General features: G+C 66.8%; 18 protein-coding genes. 11 read left to right on the top strand and 7 right to left on the bottom strand.

The window, feature by feature from the left end; translation table 11 throughout:
- Positions 1-37 precede the first annotated feature (37 nt).
- The 5 genes from K3181_RS10020 to K3181_RS10000 all read left to right on the top strand — a co-directional run bounded on the left by K3181_RS10020 (position 38) and on the right by K3181_RS10000 (position 5,767).
- Positions 38-904: an alpha/beta fold hydrolase gene (locus K3181_RS10020; RefSeq protein WP_221602977.1), complete on the top strand. Its 867-nt coding sequence runs from the start codon at positions 38-40 to the stop codon at positions 902-904.
- A complete protein-coding gene (locus K3181_RS10015; protein WP_221602976.1) occupies positions 901-2,052 on the top strand; it encodes a glycosyltransferase family 4 protein in 1,152 nt (383 codons plus the stop codon). The genes K3181_RS10020 and K3181_RS10015 overlap by 4 nt, the downstream gene beginning before the upstream one ends.
- Positions 2,053-2,169: 117 nt before the next feature.
- Positions 2,170-2,970 carry a tetratricopeptide repeat protein gene (locus K3181_RS10010; RefSeq protein ID WP_221602975.1) on the top strand — a complete coding sequence of 267 codons (801 nt, stop codon included), beginning with the start codon at positions 2,170-2,172 and terminating at the stop codon, positions 2,968-2,970.
- Between the two features lie 39 nt (positions 2,971-3,009).
- Positions 3,010-4,356 (top strand): outer membrane protein assembly factor BamB family protein, encoded by a 1,347-nt coding sequence (locus K3181_RS10005; RefSeq protein WP_221602974.1) that lies wholly within the window; start codon positions 3,010-3,012, stop codon positions 4,354-4,356.
- A gap of 64 nt (positions 4,357-4,420) precedes the next feature.
- On the top strand, positions 4,421-5,767 hold the full coding sequence (locus tag K3181_RS10000) for a methyltransferase family protein (protein ID WP_221602973.1): 1,347 nt from the start codon (positions 4,421-4,423) through the stop codon (positions 5,765-5,767).
- Here K3181_RS10000 and K3181_RS09995 read toward each other — a convergent pair whose 3' ends face one another.
- The 4 genes from K3181_RS09995 to K3181_RS09980 all read right to left on the bottom strand — a co-directional run bounded on the left by K3181_RS09995 (position 5,768) and on the right by K3181_RS09980 (position 9,692).
- Positions 5,768-6,070, bottom strand: coding sequence for a putative quinol monooxygenase (locus K3181_RS09995; RefSeq protein ID WP_221602972.1), 303 nt, complete (start codon positions 6,068-6,070; stop codon positions 5,768-5,770). It abuts the gene before it with no gap.
- 41 nt (positions 6,071-6,111) lie between these two features.
- A complete protein-coding gene (locus K3181_RS09990; RefSeq protein WP_221602971.1) occupies positions 6,112-7,350 on the bottom strand; it encodes a cytochrome-c peroxidase in 1,239 nt (412 codons plus the stop codon).
- Between the two features lie 174 nt (positions 7,351-7,524).
- Complete coding sequence (locus K3181_RS09985) at positions 7,525-8,895, bottom strand: glutamate--cysteine ligase (protein WP_221602970.1); 1,371 nt, start codon at positions 8,893-8,895, stop codon at positions 7,525-7,527.
- 41 nt (positions 8,896-8,936) lie between these two features.
- Positions 8,937-9,692 (bottom strand): 16S rRNA (uracil(1498)-N(3))-methyltransferase, encoded by a 756-nt coding sequence (locus tag K3181_RS09980; RefSeq protein WP_221602969.1) that lies wholly within the window; start codon positions 9,690-9,692, stop codon positions 8,937-8,939.
- Between the two features lie 39 nt (positions 9,693-9,731).
- Between K3181_RS09980 and ubiA the strand changes: the two genes are divergently transcribed.
- From ubiA to K3181_RS09960, 4 genes are all read left to right on the top strand, one after another.
- Positions 9,732-10,646 (top strand): 4-hydroxybenzoate octaprenyltransferase, encoded by a 915-nt coding sequence (ubiA, locus tag K3181_RS09975; protein WP_221602968.1) that lies wholly within the window; start codon positions 9,732-9,734, stop codon positions 10,644-10,646.
- The gene (locus K3181_RS09970) at positions 10,646-11,272 is read left to right on the top strand and encodes an SOS response-associated peptidase (RefSeq protein WP_221602967.1); all 627 of its coding nucleotides are present in this window, start codon (positions 10,646-10,648) and stop codon (positions 11,270-11,272) included. The genes ubiA and K3181_RS09970 overlap by 1 nt, the downstream gene beginning before the upstream one ends.
- Positions 11,273-11,275: 3 nt before the next feature.
- The gene (locus K3181_RS09965; protein ID WP_221602966.1) at positions 11,276-11,728 is read left to right on the top strand and encodes a tRNA (cytidine(34)-2'-O)-methyltransferase; all 453 of its coding nucleotides are present in this window, start codon (positions 11,276-11,278) and stop codon (positions 11,726-11,728) included.
- A gap of 79 nt (positions 11,729-11,807) precedes the next feature.
- Positions 11,808-12,131 carry an ArsR/SmtB family transcription factor gene (locus K3181_RS09960; protein ID WP_221602965.1) on the top strand — a complete coding sequence of 108 codons (324 nt, stop codon included), beginning with the start codon at positions 11,808-11,810 and terminating at the stop codon, positions 12,129-12,131.
- A 17-nt stretch (positions 12,132-12,148) separates the two neighbouring features.
- Here K3181_RS09960 and K3181_RS09955 read toward each other — a convergent pair whose 3' ends face one another.
- Positions 12,149-12,520 carry a VOC family protein gene (locus tag K3181_RS09955; RefSeq protein ID WP_221602964.1) on the bottom strand — a complete coding sequence of 124 codons (372 nt, stop codon included), beginning with the start codon at positions 12,518-12,520 and terminating at the stop codon, positions 12,149-12,151.
- Between the two features lie 126 nt (positions 12,521-12,646).
- Between K3181_RS09955 and soxR the strand changes: the two genes are divergently transcribed.
- Positions 12,647-13,084 (top strand): redox-sensitive transcriptional activator SoxR, encoded by a 438-nt coding sequence (gene soxR, locus K3181_RS09950; RefSeq protein ID WP_221602963.1) that lies wholly within the window; start codon positions 12,647-12,649, stop codon positions 13,082-13,084.
- 60 nt (positions 13,085-13,144) lie between these two features.
- The gene (locus K3181_RS09945; RefSeq protein ID WP_221602962.1) at positions 13,145-13,555 is read left to right on the top strand and encodes a hypothetical protein; all 411 of its coding nucleotides are present in this window, start codon (positions 13,145-13,147) and stop codon (positions 13,553-13,555) included.
- A 107-nt stretch (positions 13,556-13,662) separates the two neighbouring features.
- On the opposite strand, the gene K3181_RS09940 is transcribed toward K3181_RS09945, so the two are convergent.
- The gene (locus K3181_RS09940; protein ID WP_221602961.1) at positions 13,663-14,190 is read right to left on the bottom strand and encodes a SixA phosphatase family protein; all 528 of its coding nucleotides are present in this window, start codon (positions 14,188-14,190) and stop codon (positions 13,663-13,665) included.
- Positions 14,187-16,928 (bottom strand): ATP-dependent DNA helicase, encoded by a 2,742-nt coding sequence (locus K3181_RS09935; protein ID WP_221602960.1) that lies wholly within the window; start codon positions 16,926-16,928, stop codon positions 14,187-14,189. Before K3181_RS09935 ends, K3181_RS09940 begins: the two co-directional genes overlap by 4 nt.
- Positions 16,929-17,085: the final 157 nt, after the last annotated feature.

Here is a 17,085-nt window from a genome sequence, read left to right as displayed (position 1 = left end):
CTCGAACGCCAAGTTACCGGGGTTTTCGCCGCCAGACATGGATACCAGCTTCACCGACCGTCAGTGGCCCAGTGCCGACGGTCTCACCCTCCGTTTCCGCGAATACGGCAGCGCCGGCGACCGCCCGCCGGTGATCTGCCTGCATGGGCTGACGCGCAACGCCCGCGATTTCGAGGAGCTCGCGCCGCATATCGCGGCGCAGGGCTGGCGGGTGCTGGTCCCCTCCACGCGCGGTCGTGGCGACAGCGACTATTCCGAACACTCCGAGAGCTACGCGCTGCCGACCTATGTCGGCGACCTGCTCGCGCTGCTCGATCAGGAGCGGATCGAGCGCTTCGTCGCGATCGGCACCTCGATGGGCGGGTTGATGACGATGCTGCTGGCGCAGGCGCAGCCCGAGCGGGTCGCGGGTGCGGTGCTCAACGATATCGGGCCAGTGCTCGAAACCGAGGGGCTCGACACGATCAAGTCCTATGTTGGACAGGGGCGCAGCTTCCCCACCTGGATGCACGCGGCACGCGGGCTCGAGGAAGTGCATGGCGCAAGCTTCCCCGCCTATGACATCCAGGACTGGATCGCGATGGCCAAGCGGGTGATGACGCTGTCGAGCAGCGGACGGATCGTGTTCGACTACGACATGAAGCTCGCCGAACCGATCCTCGCTTCGCCCGAGGCGGCGGCACCGGTCGATCTGTGGCCCGCTTTCCGCGCGCTCGCCGGCAAGCCGTTGCTGCTGCTGCGCGGCGAATTGTCGACGCTGCTCTCCGCCGCCAGCTTTGCCGAGATGCAGAAGGTGGCCCCCACTGCGGAGAGCGCAGTGATCCCGCAGGTGGGCCATGCCCCCACGCTCGACGAGCCCGAAGCGCGCGCGGCGATCGACCGACTGCTGGCGCGCGTCGCATGAACCGGCCGCGTGGCGGCGCGGTGCCGCATATCCTGCATCTCCATTCGACCTTCGCCCCTGGCGGCAAGGAATTGCGCACGGTCCAGCTGATCAACGCTTTCGGCCGCAAGGCGCGGCACACGATCGTCTCGGCCGAACCCGAGAATCTCGGCGCGGCCCAGCGGATCGACAAGGGGATCGACGTCCGCCTCCAGCCCGAATTTCCCAGCCTCAAAGGCTGGCCCATGCCGGGGCGGCTGCAGAGACTCGCCAAGGCGATGAAGGGCTACGACCTCGTCTGCACCTACAATTGGGGTGCAATGGACGCGGTGATGGCGCACACGCTGTTCAAGGACCTCCACAATCTCCCCCCGCTGATCCATCACGAGGACGGCTTCGACGAGAGCGAGCTGACAAGGCTCAAGCCGAGCCGCACCTGGTACCGCCGGATCGCATTGGGCAAGGCTGCTGGCCTGGTCGTCCCGTCCGAGCGACTCGAGGAGATCGCGCTGGTCGACTGGCAGCAGCCGCTCGGCCGGGTGAAGCGCATTCCCAACGGGATCGACACCAAGGCCTTCGCCATGCGGCCCAAGAAGGACGCGCTGCGGCTGATCAAGCATCCGGGCGAGTTCTGGGTCGGCACGCTGGCGGGACTGCGCACGATCAAGAACCTGCCGCGGCTGGTGCGCGTCTTCGCCGACCTGCCCGAGAACTGGCAGCTGGTGATCCTGGGCGAGGGCGACGCCGGCGCGCGCGAGGCGATCCTGGCCGAGGCCGACCGTTTGCAGATCAACCACCGCGTCCACCTGCCCGGCGCGGTGTCCGATCCGGCGCGCGTCATCGGCCTGTTCGACATCTTCGCCCTGTCGAGCGATTCCGAGCAATTCCCGCTCTCGGTGGTCGAGGCGATGGCCGCCGGCCTGCCGGTGGTTGCCCCCGCGGTGGGCGATATCGCGCACATGGTGTCGGCGCCCAATGCCGAGTTCATCGCTCCGCCGGGCAATGAAGAAGAGCTAGCGATGGCGCTGGTCCAGCTCGCCGTCTCGAAGGACCTGCGCAAGGAGGTCGGCGAAGCCAACCGCGCGAAGGCCGTGGCCGAGTTCGACGAGGCGAAGATGGTCGCGACCTACCGCCGTCTCTATTCGAGCGCGATGCGAATTGACCTCTAGGCCCTTTCATCCGGCATTCACGCGCTGGGGGACAGGCTTTCCCGACCATTGCCCTTGCCCCCGCCTGCCCGTAAAGAGCCGCGCAAACCGATACCTATCCAGATGGAGCCCGCCGCAGTGGCCCTGACGCCGAAGAACGAACTCTCCCGCGAAGAAAAGCGCGCCAAGGAAGAAAACGCCCAGCAGGAAGCGTTGCTGCGCGAAGTCGACGATGCCGTCCGCCAGGGCGATGCGGAGGCCTTTCTCAATCAATGGGGCAAGCCGCTGCTCGGCGTGCTGCTCGCCGGGCTCGCCGCCTTCGGTGGCTATCTCTATTGGGAAAGCCGCCAGGAAGCGGCGATGGAGCGCGATGCCGAGACGCTCGTCGGCGCGCTCGACCAGATTCAGGCGGGCAATCTCGATTCCGGCTTCGACCGGCTCGAAGGTCTGGCCGGCGAGGATGGCGGCGGCGCGGCGGTGGCCGCCGTGCTGATGCGTGCGGGGATCGCCGAGCAGCGCGGCGACAGCGCGCAGGCTTCGGAAATGTTCAAGCGCGTAGCCAACAACGAGGACGCCGCGCCCGCACTACGCGACCTTGCACGCCTGCGCGACGTGGCTCTCAACTACGACGGCATGAAGAGCGCCGAGATCGTTGCCGCGCTCAAGCCGCTGGCGGTCCCGGGCAAGCCCTATTTCGCCAGCGCAGGTGAGCTGCTGGCGCATACCTATCTCGACCAGGGCAAGAAGGCGGAGGCCGGTGCGCTGTTCGCGCAGATCGCGCAAGACAAGGATGCACCCGAAACCCTCCGTTCGCGTGCGCGGCAGATGGCCGGCGTGCTCGGCGTCGATGCGATCGAGGATGTCGATGCGCTGCTCGAGGAACAGGGGGTCGAACGCGAAGAGGCCGCAGGCGATAACGCCGCGGCTGCCACCGAATAAGGCCGCTGCGGCCGGACAAGACACGGAACGAGGATTTCAATGAACCGCACACACCTCTCGCGCTCGGCGCTCGTCGTGGCTCTGGCGATCGGCCTTGGCGCCTGCGCGGGCGGCGGCCTGTTCGGCGGCGGCAAGGACAAGAAGGTCACCCCCACGCTGGGCGATCGCCAGCCGATCCTCTCGCGCATCGAAACCGGTGCCAAGGTCGACCCGGCACTGGCGAGCGTCTCGGTCGTGCTCCCGCCGGCACAGGTCAACGAGAGCTGGGCGCAGGCCGGCGGCACCGCCAGCAAGTCCTATGGCCATGTGGCGCTTTCGCAGAACCCGACGCGTGCCTTCACGGTCAATGTCGAGGGCGCCAGCCAGCGCCGCCGGCTCGGTGCGGCTCCGGTGGTCGGTGGCGGCAAGCTGTTCGCCGTCGGCGGCGACGGCACACTGTCCGCCTTCGATGCCCAGACCGGCGCGCGCCGCTGGACCTACAATCCCGGCATCGAGAGCGACCTGCGACCCTCGGCCTTCGGTGGCGGGGCGAGTTATGACGACGGCAAGGTCTACATGACCGACGGCGTCGGCGATGTCGTCGCGCTCAATGCCGCCGACGGATCGGTGCTGTGGAAGGTGAAGCCCTCGGGGCCGCTACGCGGTTCGCCGACCATCGCTTTCGGCTCGGTCTTCGTGATGACGCAGGACAACCAGATCTTCGCCCTCAGTGCTGCCGACGGCTCGGTCCAGTGGCAGGAAACGGGTTCCTCGACGCAGGCTGGCGTCTTCGGGGTTGCCGCTCCGGCAGCGGGGCAGGGCACGGTCATCGCCGGGTACAGCTCGGGCGAACTGAACGCCTATCGCTATGAAAACGGTCGTACGCTGTGGGCCGACGCGCTCGCACGCACTTCGATCTCGACCTCGGTCGGCTCGCTGACCGATATCGATGCCGATCCGATCATCGATAACGGCCGCGTCTATGCGCTCGGCCAGGGCGGTCGGATGGCTGCCTACGAACTGGTGACCGGCCAGCGGATCTGGGAACTCAACCTCGCAGGCATCTCCACTCCGGCCGTCGCGGGTGAATGGATTTTCACCCTCACCGACGATGCCCGCCTGCTCGCCATCGCCCGCTCGACGGGCAAGGTGCGCTGGCTCACGCAGATGCAGCGATGGCGCGACGAGAAGGACAAGAAGGGGCCGATCTTCTGGTCGGGCCCGGTGCTCGCCGGCGACAGCCTGTGGGCGGTCAATTCGGAAGGCGAGGTCTATCGCATCAGCACCGGCGAGGGCTCGGCGAGCCTGTTCACCGATCTCGACCAGTCGGTCTCGCTCGCGCCGATCGTGGCCAACAACACGCTCTACATTCTCGACGACAGCGGCCGGATTACCGCTTTCCGCTGATTTTCGTGCTAGCGTGACCCGCGTGTTAACCAATCTGGGCTAACGAGGCAGGGTCATGAGTGCGATGGAGCAAGCACCCCTTGCGCGGCCGCGGAGCGACGTCTCTTCGGCCGTAGGGCTGGTGGGCCTTGCCGGGCTGTTCGCCTGGGTCGTCTTCGCGCGCGCATTCCCCAGCATTGCCGAGGCCTTCGACTGGGCCGTACCGCACGATACGCTGGGCGGGCAGAATTCGGCGCTCGTCGGCCTGCTTGCGGCAGCGCTCCCCATGGCCGCCTGGTCGATACTCGTCGACAAGGTCCACTTGCGCCCCTCGACCGGGCTCGACTGGTCGCTGATGAACAGCCGCAGGCCCGATCGCAGCGTTACCTGGGTCAAGCTTGCGGGGCTATGGGCGACCTGGGCGATCATCGCCGGGCTCTACTGCCTGTGCCGCTGGTACTGGCAGGGGCAATATGTCTTCTCGATGCAGGTACTCGGCTATGCCGCGCTGCCGCTGGTGGTGCTTTCGGTGCCCTATGTCTTCTGGATCGACCGCGCGCTGGTCAATCCGCGCGACCATGCCTGGCATTTCGGCGCCTTGCTGCTGATGCGGCCCGGCTGGGAGCTGGACGAGGTCAAGAAGCACTGGCGGGCCTGGATCATCAAGGCTTTCTTCACCGCCTTCATGATCTCGATCATCCCCTTCGCGTTCCGCCACATCGTGACCGCAGATTTCGCCGAAGTCATGGCGCGCCCCGAGCGTATCGCGCTGACCGTGATCGAGGCGATGTTCATGATCGACGTGATGATCGGCACGGTCGGCTATATCGTCACCATGCGCCCGCTCGACGCGCATATCCGTTCGGGTAACCCGTTGCTCGGCGGCTGGATCGCGGCGCTGATCTGCTATCCGCCGGCGGTCTGGGGCATTCTCGGGAACGGCAAGGCGATCTTCTACGAAGAGGATACCGCGGGTTGGCTGCACTGGCTCGAGGGGCACGATCTGGCGATTGCTCTGTGGGGCGCGCTGCTGGTGGCCCTGACCGCGATCTATGCGTGGGCGACCTTCGCCTTCGGGCTAAGGTTCTCCAATCTCACCTATCGCGGCGTGCTGACCAACGGCCCCTATCGCTTCACGCGTCATCCTGCATATGTTTCGAAGAACCTGTTCTGGTGGGCTTCGGTGATGCCGTTCCTCGTCACCACCGGCTCGCTGGTCGAGGCGATCCGCAACTGCTTCTTCCTCGCAGTGGTCAACGGGATCTATTTCTGGCGTGCCAAGACCGAGGAGGCGCATCTCCTCGCCGAGGATCCGAAATATCGCGAATACCACGCCTGGATGGCGCAGCACGGTCTCATCACCGCGCCGCTGACGCGGATGTGGCACCGCTTTCGGCCGCGCCCCGCGATCGAGATCCAGCCTGCCGAATAGTCAGCCGAGCGGCTGGCCGTCGTCGGTCTCGTAGATCCTCAGGTCGCGCGTTTCGGGGGGATTGGCGGCCATGACCTTCTGGAATTCGGCCATGTGGGCAGAGGCGCCATGCGCGGCCAAGGCCTCGCGGTCGCGCCAGCGTTCGAACAGGATCAGCGTGTCGGGATCGGCGAGGTCGCTGGCAAAGGTGTAGTCGAGGCAACCGTCCTCGGCGCGGCTCGCGCGGATCATTTCGACCATCGCCTTGCGCGTCGCCGCGTCGATCGGTCGCCCGAGCTTTATCGTGCCGTTTATCTGGATCATCGCCTCTCTCCTCTCGTCGCGTAGAGAGAGGCGATAGCAGGTCACCGGATGAAAGGATCGGAAAATTTCGGATCGGTGGTGAGCGTGTCGTCAGTCAGCGTGAGGAGGAAATCGACCAGCGCCTGGCGGTCGGCGACCGAGAGGTTGAGCCGTCGCGGGGCGCCGCCTGCCTGCAGGCGGTTGTCGAGCGCCGGGCCGGCCTGGATGCCCTGGTCGTAGTGGACGATCACGTCGAGCAGGCTGTCGAAGCGGCCATCGTGCATGAAGTTGGTCGAGAGCCCCACATTCTTGAGCGAGGGCGATTTGAAGATCGTCGTCTCGCCGGCGTCGAGCCCGTTGGAGCGGCTGTTGGCACTGAGCGCGAAGGTCGGCGGCTGGTGGCACGCGGAACAGCCCGCGCCGCCATTGTTGGGGCCGCCCATGAACAGCTGGCGCCCGCGGTTCTCGCTGGCCGAGAAGCCCGGCAGGTTCACGTTCAGGTTGCGGTTCTGCGCATTGGCATTGAAGACCTGCGCATAGGCGCGATCCCAGCGGCTGTCGGTGGAGATCATCGCGCGCTCGAAATTGGCCAGCGCCCGCTCGATGCGGTTCATGGTGATCGCCTCGTCGCCGAACACGTAATCGAACAGGACGGGGTAGTATTCGAGACCCTGAAGCTTGGTCACCAGCGCGGCGAGGCCGCCATTGTCGACCCACCCCATTTCGACCGGGTTGAGGATCGGCTGGGTCGCCTGGTCCTCCACGCTGTCGGCGCGGCGGTCCCAGAACATCTCGCCCGGCTGGTAGAAGCGCACATTGCCCAGCCGCATGGCATGCGCGCCGGTAAATGCGCCCCCGGCGAAGCCCTCGGAAAAGCGCTCGTTGTCGTCGAAGCCGAATTGCTGCTGGTGGCAGCTGGCGCAGCTGATCGAATCGTTCACGCTCAGCGCGGTGTCGTAGAACAGCACCCGGCCGAGCATGGCCAGATCGTCGCTCACGGGGTCGTTGTTGGGCGTGTTGTCGAGCGCGAATGCGGTGTTGTCGTAATAGGCCGGCAACGTGGGCGCGGCGTAGTTTTCCAGCGCATCGAGATCGAGGCGCAGATAGGCCTGGATGATGGCGTTGCCGTCCTCGTTGCCCGTTGTCGGCGGGGTGGGGGTCGGCGTGGGCGCCGGGGTGGGGGTGGGTGTCACCACCGCAGTACCTCCGCCGCCGCCGCCCGTTGTCCCTGTGGAGCCCCCGCCGCCGCAGGCCGCCAGGAGCAGCGAAAGAGCTGCAAGCGATACGATGTTTCGCGCCATGTTTGGCATGCCTAGACCCTCATCCTCTCATCCCTCGGAACCCGGTCCGATGAATGACGGGGAAGGGCTACAGGTCAACGGCGCCCGGTATCATCTTGTACGCTATGGATTGAACCATCGCATTCCGAGACGCTGGCGTTACGCCTGCGACAAACCGATACGATCGGTGCCTTCTCAGAAGCTGTATTTGTAGACGCGCTTGATGTCGCCGCCCCATTCGCTGTGGTAGCGGTCGAGCAGGACCTGCGCCGGAACCTTGCCGCTAGCGACGATCTCGTCGAGCGTCTCGAGGAAGCCGGTCTCGTTGTCGCCCGAACTGTTGTAGCGGCCACGCGCGGCGAGCCCGGCACGCGAGATGGCGAGCACGTCCTTTGCCAGGTCGCGCAGCTTGCCGCCGCCCGGGATCGGCGCGTCGAGCGCCAGTTTCGGTACCGCGTTGCGCAGTTCCTCGCGTTCTTCCATCGTCCAGTGCTTGACGAGATCCCAGGCCCCATCGAGCGCGGCCTGGTCGTAGAGCAGGCCCACCCAGAAGGCGGGCAGCGCGCAGATGCGGCTCCACGGACCGCCGTCGGCGCCGCGCATTTCGAGGAAGCTCTTGAGGCGGACCTCGGGGAATGCGGTCGAGAGGTGATCCCACCAATCGCTCTGGGTGGGCTTTTCGCCGGGCAGGACCGAGAGATTGCCGTCGAGGAAATCGCGGAAGCTGAGGCCGGCGGCATCGATGTACTTGCCGTTGCGGAAGACGAAATACATCGGGACGTCGAGCATGTAGTCGACCCAGCGCTCGTAGCCGAAGCCGTCCTCGAAGACGAAGGGCAGCATGCCGGTGCGATGCGGGTCGGTGTCGCTCCAGATATGGCTGCGATACGACAGGTAACCGTTGGGCTTCCCTTCGGTGAAGGGCGAATTGGCGAACAGCGCTGTTGCCAGCGGCTGGAGCGCGAGGCCGGTGCGGAACTTCTGCGCCATGTCGGCCTCGCTCGAATAGTCGAGATTGACCTGAATGGTGCACGTGCGCAGCATCATGTCGAGGCCGAGGCTGCCGACGCGCGGCATGTGCCGCATCATGATCTCGTAGCGCCCCTTGGGCATCACCGGCAGCTCAGCGCGGGTCTTGTCGGGCCACATGCCGAGGCCGAGGAAACCCACGCCGAAGCGTTCGCCAACCTGTTTCACCTGGTCGAGGTGCCGGCCGGTCTCGGCGCAGGTCTGGTGCAGGTTCTCGAGCGGAGCGCCCGAGAGTTCGAGCTGGCCGGCGGGCTCGAGGCTGACCGTGCCATCGTCGCCCTTCATCGCGATGACCTTGCCGCCTTCCTCGATCGGCTCCCAGCCGAACTCGGTCAGCGCCATCAGGATGTCGCGGATGCCGCCGGGCTCGTCGTAGGACGGCGCCTTGAAGGTCTTGCGGCAATAGACGAGCTTCTCGTGCTCGGTGCCGATGCGCCAGTCCGCCTCCGGCTTTTCGCCGAGTTGCATCGGGGCGACCAACTGGTCGCGCGATTCGATGATGGGATCTTCCTTGGCGGAGATGTCGCGCGTGCTCATGCCGGTTTCGTTAGGAAACGGAACCTTGCGTGGAAAGGAAATTATTCTTCGTCGATCCAGTCGCCGGCCTCGGCCATCCATACCGCCATGCCGGCGATCGCCGCGGTTTCGCCGCGCAGGATCCGCGGGCCGAGGGTGATCGCGACCGATGCCGGATGCGCGCGGATCGCGGCGCGCTCGGCATCGTCGAACCCGCCTTCGGGCCCGACCAGCAGCGCGGCGGGCCCCTCGGCGTAGCAGAAGGCATCGGCCGCCGGCTCGCCGCCCTCCTCGTCGGCGAAGAACAGGTGGCGTTCTTGCGGCCAGCCGCGCAGCAGCGCCTCGAGCTTCGTCACCGGCGCGACTTCGGGCAGTGCGGTGCGCGCGCATTGTTCGGCGGCTTCGGTGACCACCGTGGCGGCGCGTTCGGCATTGAGCTTGTCGGCGACGCAGCGGCGCGTGATGACAGGGACGATCCGCGCGGCGCCGAGCTCGGTCGCCTTTTCGAGCACCATGTCGAAGCGGTCCTTCTTGAGCAGTGCGGGGCAGAGCCAGAAATCGGGCACCGGTTCGCGCGGGCGCTGGTGGTCGCGGGGCTGGAGAAGGAGGTGACGCTTGGCCACTTCGATCACTTCGGCGGCCCATTCGCCGGTCACGTCATCGCACAGGATCACAGCGTCGCCGGGGGTCACGCGCATCACCTTGGCGAGGTAATGCGCCTGGTTGCCCTCGATCTGCACGGGCTGGTCGGCGGACAGGGCGTGCTCGACGAACAGGCGAGGGGCGCTCTTGGGCGGCCAGGCGGGGGTGGCAGGCATGGCTTTGCAGGTGGCACGGGCGCGGTTAGGGAGCAAGCCATGAGCGAGACCGCCACTCCCGACGTCGTACCCGACAGCGAGCACCGCGGCCTCGTCGCGCGGCTGCCCCAAATGCCGCGCGACCTGGCGCAGCTGGCACGATTCGACCGGCCGATCGGCTGGTGGCTGCTGTTCTGGCCCTGCGCCTGGGGCGTGTGGCTGACCGGGGCTGGCTGGCAGCTCGAGCTGGTCGCGTGGCTGCTGCTCGGGAGCATTGCGATGCGCGGCGCTGGCTGCGTCTATAACGACATCGTCGACGCCGACCTCGACCGGCAGGTTGCGCGCACCGCCCTGCGCCCGGTGGCGAGCGGACGCGTGTCGAAGAAACTGGCGTGGGGATGGCTGTTGGCGCTCTGCGCCATCGGGCTGCTGGTGCTGCTGCAATTGCGACCGCTGGCGCAGGGGGTCGCGCTGGGGAGCATCGCGCTGGTCGCCGCCTATCCTTTCATGAAGCGGATAACCTGGTGGCCGCAGGCCTGGCTCGGCATGGTCTTCACCTGGGGCCTGCTGGTCGGCTGGACGCAGCTGCGGGCGGACAATTGGGATGCGCTCGCGGCCATGTATGCTGGCAGCGTGCTGTGGGTGATCGGATACGACACGATCTACGCCATGCAGGACCGGGAAGATGATGCGCTGGTCGGCATCCGCTCTTCCGCGCTGCGGCTCGGCGGTCGGGTGAAGGGCGGGGTGGCGCTGTTCTACGCCGGTGCGGTTGCTTTCTGGGCGCTCGCCTTCTGGTTCTATCGCGCCGACTGGGTCGCGCTGCTCGCACTGCTCCCGGCGGCTGGGCACCTGCTCTGGCAGGTCGCGACGCTCGATGGCGAGGCTCCGGGTAATCCGCTCGACCGCTTCCGCTCGAACCGCATGGCCGGCGCGCTGGTCGCCGCAGCCTGTTTCGTTGTGGGCAACGCCTGATGTGCAATCTCTACAATATGACCAAGACCAAGGACGAGGTCGCGAAGTGGTTCGGCGCGGTCGACGCGCTTGGCGGGGCCAATTTCGGCACCGAGGTCTTTCCTGGCTATCCCGGCGCTGTCGTGGCGGAGGGCAGGCTCACGCAGATGACCTGGGGTTTCCCCCTGGCGATGAAGGGCAGAAATGGCCAGCCGTTGAAGCCCAAGCCGGTGAACAACGCGCGCGCAGACAAGCTCGACAGCTTCTTCTGGCGCTACAGCTTCGAGGAGCGCCGCTGCCTGATCCCGGTTACCGCCTGGGCCGAGGCAGAAGGGCCGAGGGGCGGGAAGACGCGAAGCTGGCTGTCGCGTCCGGATGCCGAACTTTTCGCGGTTGCGGGAGTCTGGCGCGACAGCGAGGAATGGGGGCGCTGCTATTCGATGGTCATGACCGAGGCCTGCGGCGCGGCGGCCGAATGTCACACGCGCATGCCCGTGCTGCTGCGCGATGAGGACTGGGCTCGCTGGACCGGCGGCTCGCCCGAAGAGGCGCTGGACCTGTGCCGCCCCTGGGAAGGCCCGCTGACGCTCGATCGCACGGACGAGCCCTGGGCCGGCAGTGCGGCGACCGCGACAAGGCTGCTCTGACCCATGCGTATCGCGATGTTCGAACCCGAGATTGCCGGGAATGTCGGTGCGGTGATGCGGCTCGGGGCGTGTCTCGGCGCGGCCATCGACCTGATCGAGCCGATGGGCTTTACCTGGGACGACCGCCGCGTCCGGCGCGCGGCGATGGACTATATCGACCATGTCGAGATCGTGCGCCACGCGGGCTTCGAAGCCTTCCTAGAAACGCTTGGGGAGGCGCGGCTGGTGCTCTTCACCACCAAGTCGACGCAATCGGCCTATGACTTCGCCTATCGCGCCGACGACGTGCTGCTGTTCGGCAAGGAGAGCGCCGGCGTGCCCGACCATGTTGTGCATGCCAGCTACGCACAGCTGCGTCTGCCGATGCGCGAGGGGGTTCGCTCGCTCAACGTCGCCACCAGCGCCGCGATCGCGCTCGCCGAGGCGCTGCGCCAGACCGGTACCCTGCCGGGCTGAACCCGATCCGTGGACAAGTAGCGTCCCCGCGGGCCGGCAAACTTGAGCGACTCGGCAAGCGCTTCTTAACCTTGCGGCCATGACCGACACTTTCGTGGCGCTTTCCGATCCCACCCGCCGGCTGCTGCTCGACCGGCTGAGCGAGGAGGGCGGGCTGACGCTGTCCGACCTTGCCGAGGACCTGCCGATGACGCGGCAGGCGGTGGCCAAGCACCTCGCCGTGCTCGAGGCGGCCGAGCTGGTCGCCTCGGAGCGCGACGGACGCTGCAAGCGGCACTATCTCAACCCGGTGCCGCTGGCGAAAATGGCCCGGCGCTGGCTGGGCCGCTTCGAGGAAGTGCCCCTGGCGGCGATGGCCGGGTTCCACGGACCGGTCGGCGCGGGGCAGGCGGCGCGAACATAGGTTCGCGGGGCATCGGCTCATTCATAGCTGACCACCTCGAATTCGATCCCGTCCCAGTCGAAGAAATAGAACCGGCGCCCGGGCTCGTAATCGTCGTGCCCGAAAGGCTCGAGGCCGTGCTCGGTCACAACCTTTTCGGCCGCATCGAGATCGTCGACCGTGAAGGCGACGTGGTTGAGCGGTTGGCCCTTGCTGTATTCGCCCTTCACGTGATCGCCGGTGTAGAGCGCGATGTAATCGTGCTCGGCGCCAATGTGGACCGAACGGCCGCTTTGCAGAGAAGGGCCGCGCCAGCGTTCCTCCCAGCCGAGCAGGTCCTTGAGCAGCGCGGCGCTGCGCTCGGGATCGGTGACCGAGATATTGGCGTGTTCGAGGCGTCCTGTGGCCATGGTGCATCTCCTGTTGGGGAGCTCGCGGACCATGGCCGGCCCGGGCATCCCGTCTTGCGATGCCCGGACTTATGCAACTTAAAGTTCACTTGAGGTCAAGCCGCAAAACGCCTATCAGAGAAATCGATGAATGCGAACGACCACCTCACCATCGGCGATCTTGCGCGCCGCACCGGCCTCTCGACCTCGGCGATCCGCTTCTACGAGGACAAGGGGCTGATCGAATCCTTCCGCACCGCGGGCAACCAGCGGCGATTCCTGCGCAGCGACATAAGGCGGCTGAGTTTCATCCTGATCGTCCAGAAGCTCGGTCTCTCGCTCGAGGAGATCGGCGAGCACCTGCGCAGCCTGCCCAAGGGCCGTGCGCCGTCGAGCTTCGACTGGTGGAAGATCAGCGAGGCGATCCGCGGCAGCCTCGACCGGCGGATCGAGCAATTGCGCGCGATGCGCGACAATCTCGACGGCTGCATCGGCTGCGGCTGCCTCAGCCTCAAGACCTGCAAGCTGTACAATCCCGACGACATCGCCGCCGAAGGCGGGCCGGGGCCGCGGGTGCTGCGGTGATTCACGACATTCTGCTCTCGACGCGATTGCAGATATTCGCTGACCATCTAACCTGCTCGGATGAGCTTTCAATATTCTATCGGTCTTCAGGTTTGGCACCCCCATGCCGACCCGGATCTGGTCGAGCGAGGGTTTGCACTCGAAGCGTCGCACAAAAAAACGGCTGGTAAGGCGCGAAAGACATCCAAGGGCACCCCGCTCTCAGGGACGTATCGAGAAAGCTACTGTCATTTCGATCTCGCCTCAGGTGAAGATGGCAAGCTGGCTGACTGCTTCAAAGGCCTCGTGGATAAACTTGAGGCGAAGAAAAGCTACATCGAAGAAATCAAGCAGAGTGGAGGCAGGCTAAGCTTCTTCGTTGGCTGGACCTGTGGCGAGCACGGTGAGGTCTTCGACGTCGAGTTGCTCTCAGCGATCGCGAGCCTCGGCATCGACTTGGGCATCGAGCCGTATCGTGTGAAACAGTACTGATCACCTGTTTACGCGCGTGAAGAGGGGCCTGCTTCGAAAGTCTGCTTTCCACCCAATAGCCGCCCAACCCTTGCGAACGCTCTACACCGCAAACCGGATCAGCCGCACTAATATTCCGGTCCCAGCTCCGGATCGAGATCGCGCGGGCGGGCGAATTGGACCAGCACGCCGCAGCCGTCGCGCAGTTCGCTCCAGTCCTCGATATCGAGTTCGAACACCGCATAGGCGGCGGTGGGGAACTTGACCTTGGCCTCGTCGTAGAGCGCGTTCTCGTTCTTGGGCGATACCAGTTCGAACAGCATGTCGCCGAGGCCCGGATTATGGCCCGAAACCAGCAGCGCATCCGCATCGCCGCCGCTTTCGCGGATGACGTCCATGATCGTGTCGGTCCCAGCGAGATAGAGCCGCTCGTCCCAGTGCGGGGTGAGGTCGGGGAGTGCGTCCTCGACCGTCAGCCTGACCCGCGTGGCGGGGCTGGCGACGAGCTTGTCCCACTTGATGCCATGCTTCGCAATATGCTCGCCGATGACATGCGCGCCGCGGTGGCCCCGATCGTTCAGTCCTCGGTCGAAATCGCGCTTGTCGCTCTGGCCCCAGTCGGACTTGGCGTGGCGCAACAGGCCGAGGATCTTCACGATGTTGGGTTCTCCGCTGGCGAATGCTCGGGGCTAACAACACCCTGGGCGACGCGCTGTAAAGCCTCGTCGAGCGTCAGGCGTGTGACGGGCGTTCCTTCCGGGAAGGCGCTGAGCAGCCGGCTGGGAAAAGCGGGCGAGAGGACGACGAAATGGCCCGCATCCTCGCGCGTGCGGATCAGCCGCCCGAAGGCCTGCGCCAGCCGCGCGCGGATGATGCGGTCGTCGTAGCGTTGCGCGCCGCCCTCCTGCTCGGCGGCGGCGGCGCGGCGTGCGCGGTGGAGGATCGTCGGCCGCGGCCAGGGCACGCTTTCCATGACCACGCAGCGCAAGCTCCGGCCGGGCACGTCGACCCCGTCGCGCAGCGCATCTGTGCCGAGCAGGCTGGCGCGGGGATCGTCGCGGAAGATATCGGTCAGCGTGCCGGTGTCGATCGGATCGACGTGCTGCGCGTAGAGCGGCAGGCCGGCGCGCGCGAGCCGGTCGGCGATGCGGCCATAGACCGCGCGCATCCGGCGGATCGCGGTGAACAGGCCGAGCACGCCGCCGTCCGAAGCCTCGATCAGCCGCGCGTAGGCGCCCGCCAGCGCCGGAATGTCGCCCTTGCGGATATCGGTGACGATCAGCACTTCGGCGCGGCCCGCATAGTCGAAGGGGCTGTCGGCCTGCGCGGTCTTGGGCTGCAGTTCTAGATGCGGCGCGCCGCTCTTGGTCACCGCATGCGGCCAGTCGGGCCCGCTCTCGTCGCGATCGGTCAGCGTGGCGCTGGTCAGCATCACGCCATGCGCGGGTTCGAGCACGACCCTGGCGAAGGGCTTCATCGGGTCGAGCCAGTGGCGATAGAGCCCGACATCGAATTCGCGCGCATCGTTGCGGTCGACCTGCAGCCAGTCGACGAATTCGGGATCGGCGGGCCCGCCGAGGCGGCCGAGCAGCGCTTCCCATGCGGCGATCAGGTCGATCCGCCAGGCGAGCGAATGGCGCGCGCCTTCGATCCGCGCACGGCCCTGGCCGTCGAGCCAGTCGGGCGCGTCCTCCATCACCGCCTCGAGCCTTCCGGCAAGCTTGAGCAGCGGCGTGCGGATCGCGGCGAGAGCCTGTGCCGCGCTGCCCGCCGCCTCGACCAGCTCGCCGGGAAGCTGCGCGCATTCGGTCTCGATGCCGTAGCCTGCCTCGAGGCCGCTTTCGTCACGCGCGAAGGTGGTCGCGCGGACCGCAGCGAGCAGTTCCTCGAGCGGGCCGAGCGGGGCATTCTCGGCTAGCCGCCCGAGCCAGCCTTCGGACGGCAGGGCATGCGCCGCCTCGACTGCGGCCTCGACCGCGTCGCCGCCCGCCTCGTCATAGCTCGCGACATCGGCGAGCCGTGCCGAGAGGCCGCGCCGCCGCCCGCGGCTGTTCTTTTCGGGGCCGATGATCCAGCGCCTGAGCTCGATCGCCTCCTGCCCGGTCAGTGCGGCGGAAAAGGTGCTGTCGGCGGCGTCGAAGACGTGATGGCCCTCGTCGAAGACGATCCGCGTCGGGCGCGCATGGACGTCGCGTCCACGTGCGGCGTTGACCATCACCAGCGCGTGGTTGGCGATGACGAGATCGGCCTGCGCGGCATTGCGCGCGCTGCGCTCGATGAAGCATTTCCGGTAATGCGGGCAGCCGGCATAGACGCATTCGCCGCGCTGGTCGGTCAGCGCCGCGATCCCGCGCTTGCGGAACAGCGTGCCGAGCCAGCCGGGCAGATCGCCGCCGATCATGTCGCCATCCTGCGAATAGGCCGCCCAGCGCGCCACCAGATGCGCGAGGATCGCCGGGCCGCCCGCAAACCCGCCCTGCAGCGCATCCTCGAGATTGAGCAGGCAGAGGTAGTTCTCGCGCCCCTTGCGCACCACCACCGGGGGCGAGCCGTCGGCGCGTGCGGCGGGCCAGGCGCGCGCGCTTTCGCGGCGCAGCTGGCGCTGGAGGTTCTTGGTATAGGTCGAAACCCACACCGTCCCGCCCGACCGTTCCGCCCAGAGCGAGGCGGGGGCGAGATAGCCGAGCGTCTTTCCGATCCCCGTGCCCGCCTGAGCGAGCAGGACATGCGGGCGCTTCTGCCGGTCGCGCGGCGCGAAGACGTGGCCCGCGCCCTTCGAAAACGCGCGCTGGCCCTCGCGCCGCTCGGCGCCTTCGCCGGTCAGCCGTTCGAGTTGCGCCTCGATCTCGAATTCCTCGATCAGCACCTGGCCGGGCTGCGGTCGCTCGGGCGTCTCCTCCCATTCGGGCAGGCGGCTGAAGAGCCATTTCTCGGCGCGTTCGGGGCGGCGGATATGCGGCGCTAGCACGCCCGCCCAGGGCCAGCGCAGCCGCGCGAGCGATTGCAGGGCCGACCAGGCGCCTTCGCGCTCGGGCCAGTCCTCGCTCTCGCACATGGCGACCAGCGCGCCCGCAGCCTGCTGGAGCAGCAGCGGAACCGCGGCATCGTCGGCTGGCTCGGCGAGCCCAAGCGCGTGCGCGAGGCCCTTGGGCGTGGGCACGCAGAACCGCGCCGGGTGGACGAAGGCGAAAAGCTCGAGCAGGTCGAGCCCCGAGAGGTCGGGATAGCCCAGCCGACTGGCCACCAGCGGCGCATTCATCAGCAGCTGCGGCGTGTCCGCGGCGGCCATCACCGCCTCGCCCTTCGAACAACCGCGCGTGGCCCCGTTCGCATCGCGCAGCCAGGTGCCGGCGTGGCTTGCATGGAGGGCGGGAAGGGGCAGCGGGGCGCTCACCGCGCGACCATGAAAGCGAGGGAACGAAAAGTAAACAGAGGGTGGCGGCGCTGTGCCCAAGGGGCTTCGGTTCGTCGCAAGCGATCGGCGGTTAGCCGTGAAACGGATCCGGGAAATCTTTCTAAAACAGTCTATTGGTCTTTTCTGAACACCCGTT

Origin of the sequence: Qipengyuania mesophila (assembly GCF_019711655.1) — a bacterium.
In the GTDB taxonomy this organism is placed as follows: Bacteria; Pseudomonadota; Alphaproteobacteria; order Sphingomonadales; family Sphingomonadaceae; genus Qipengyuania; species Qipengyuania mesophila.
The sequence above is the reverse complement of the archived record's forward strand: the minus strand, read 5'-3'. Positions and strand labels throughout refer to the sequence as shown.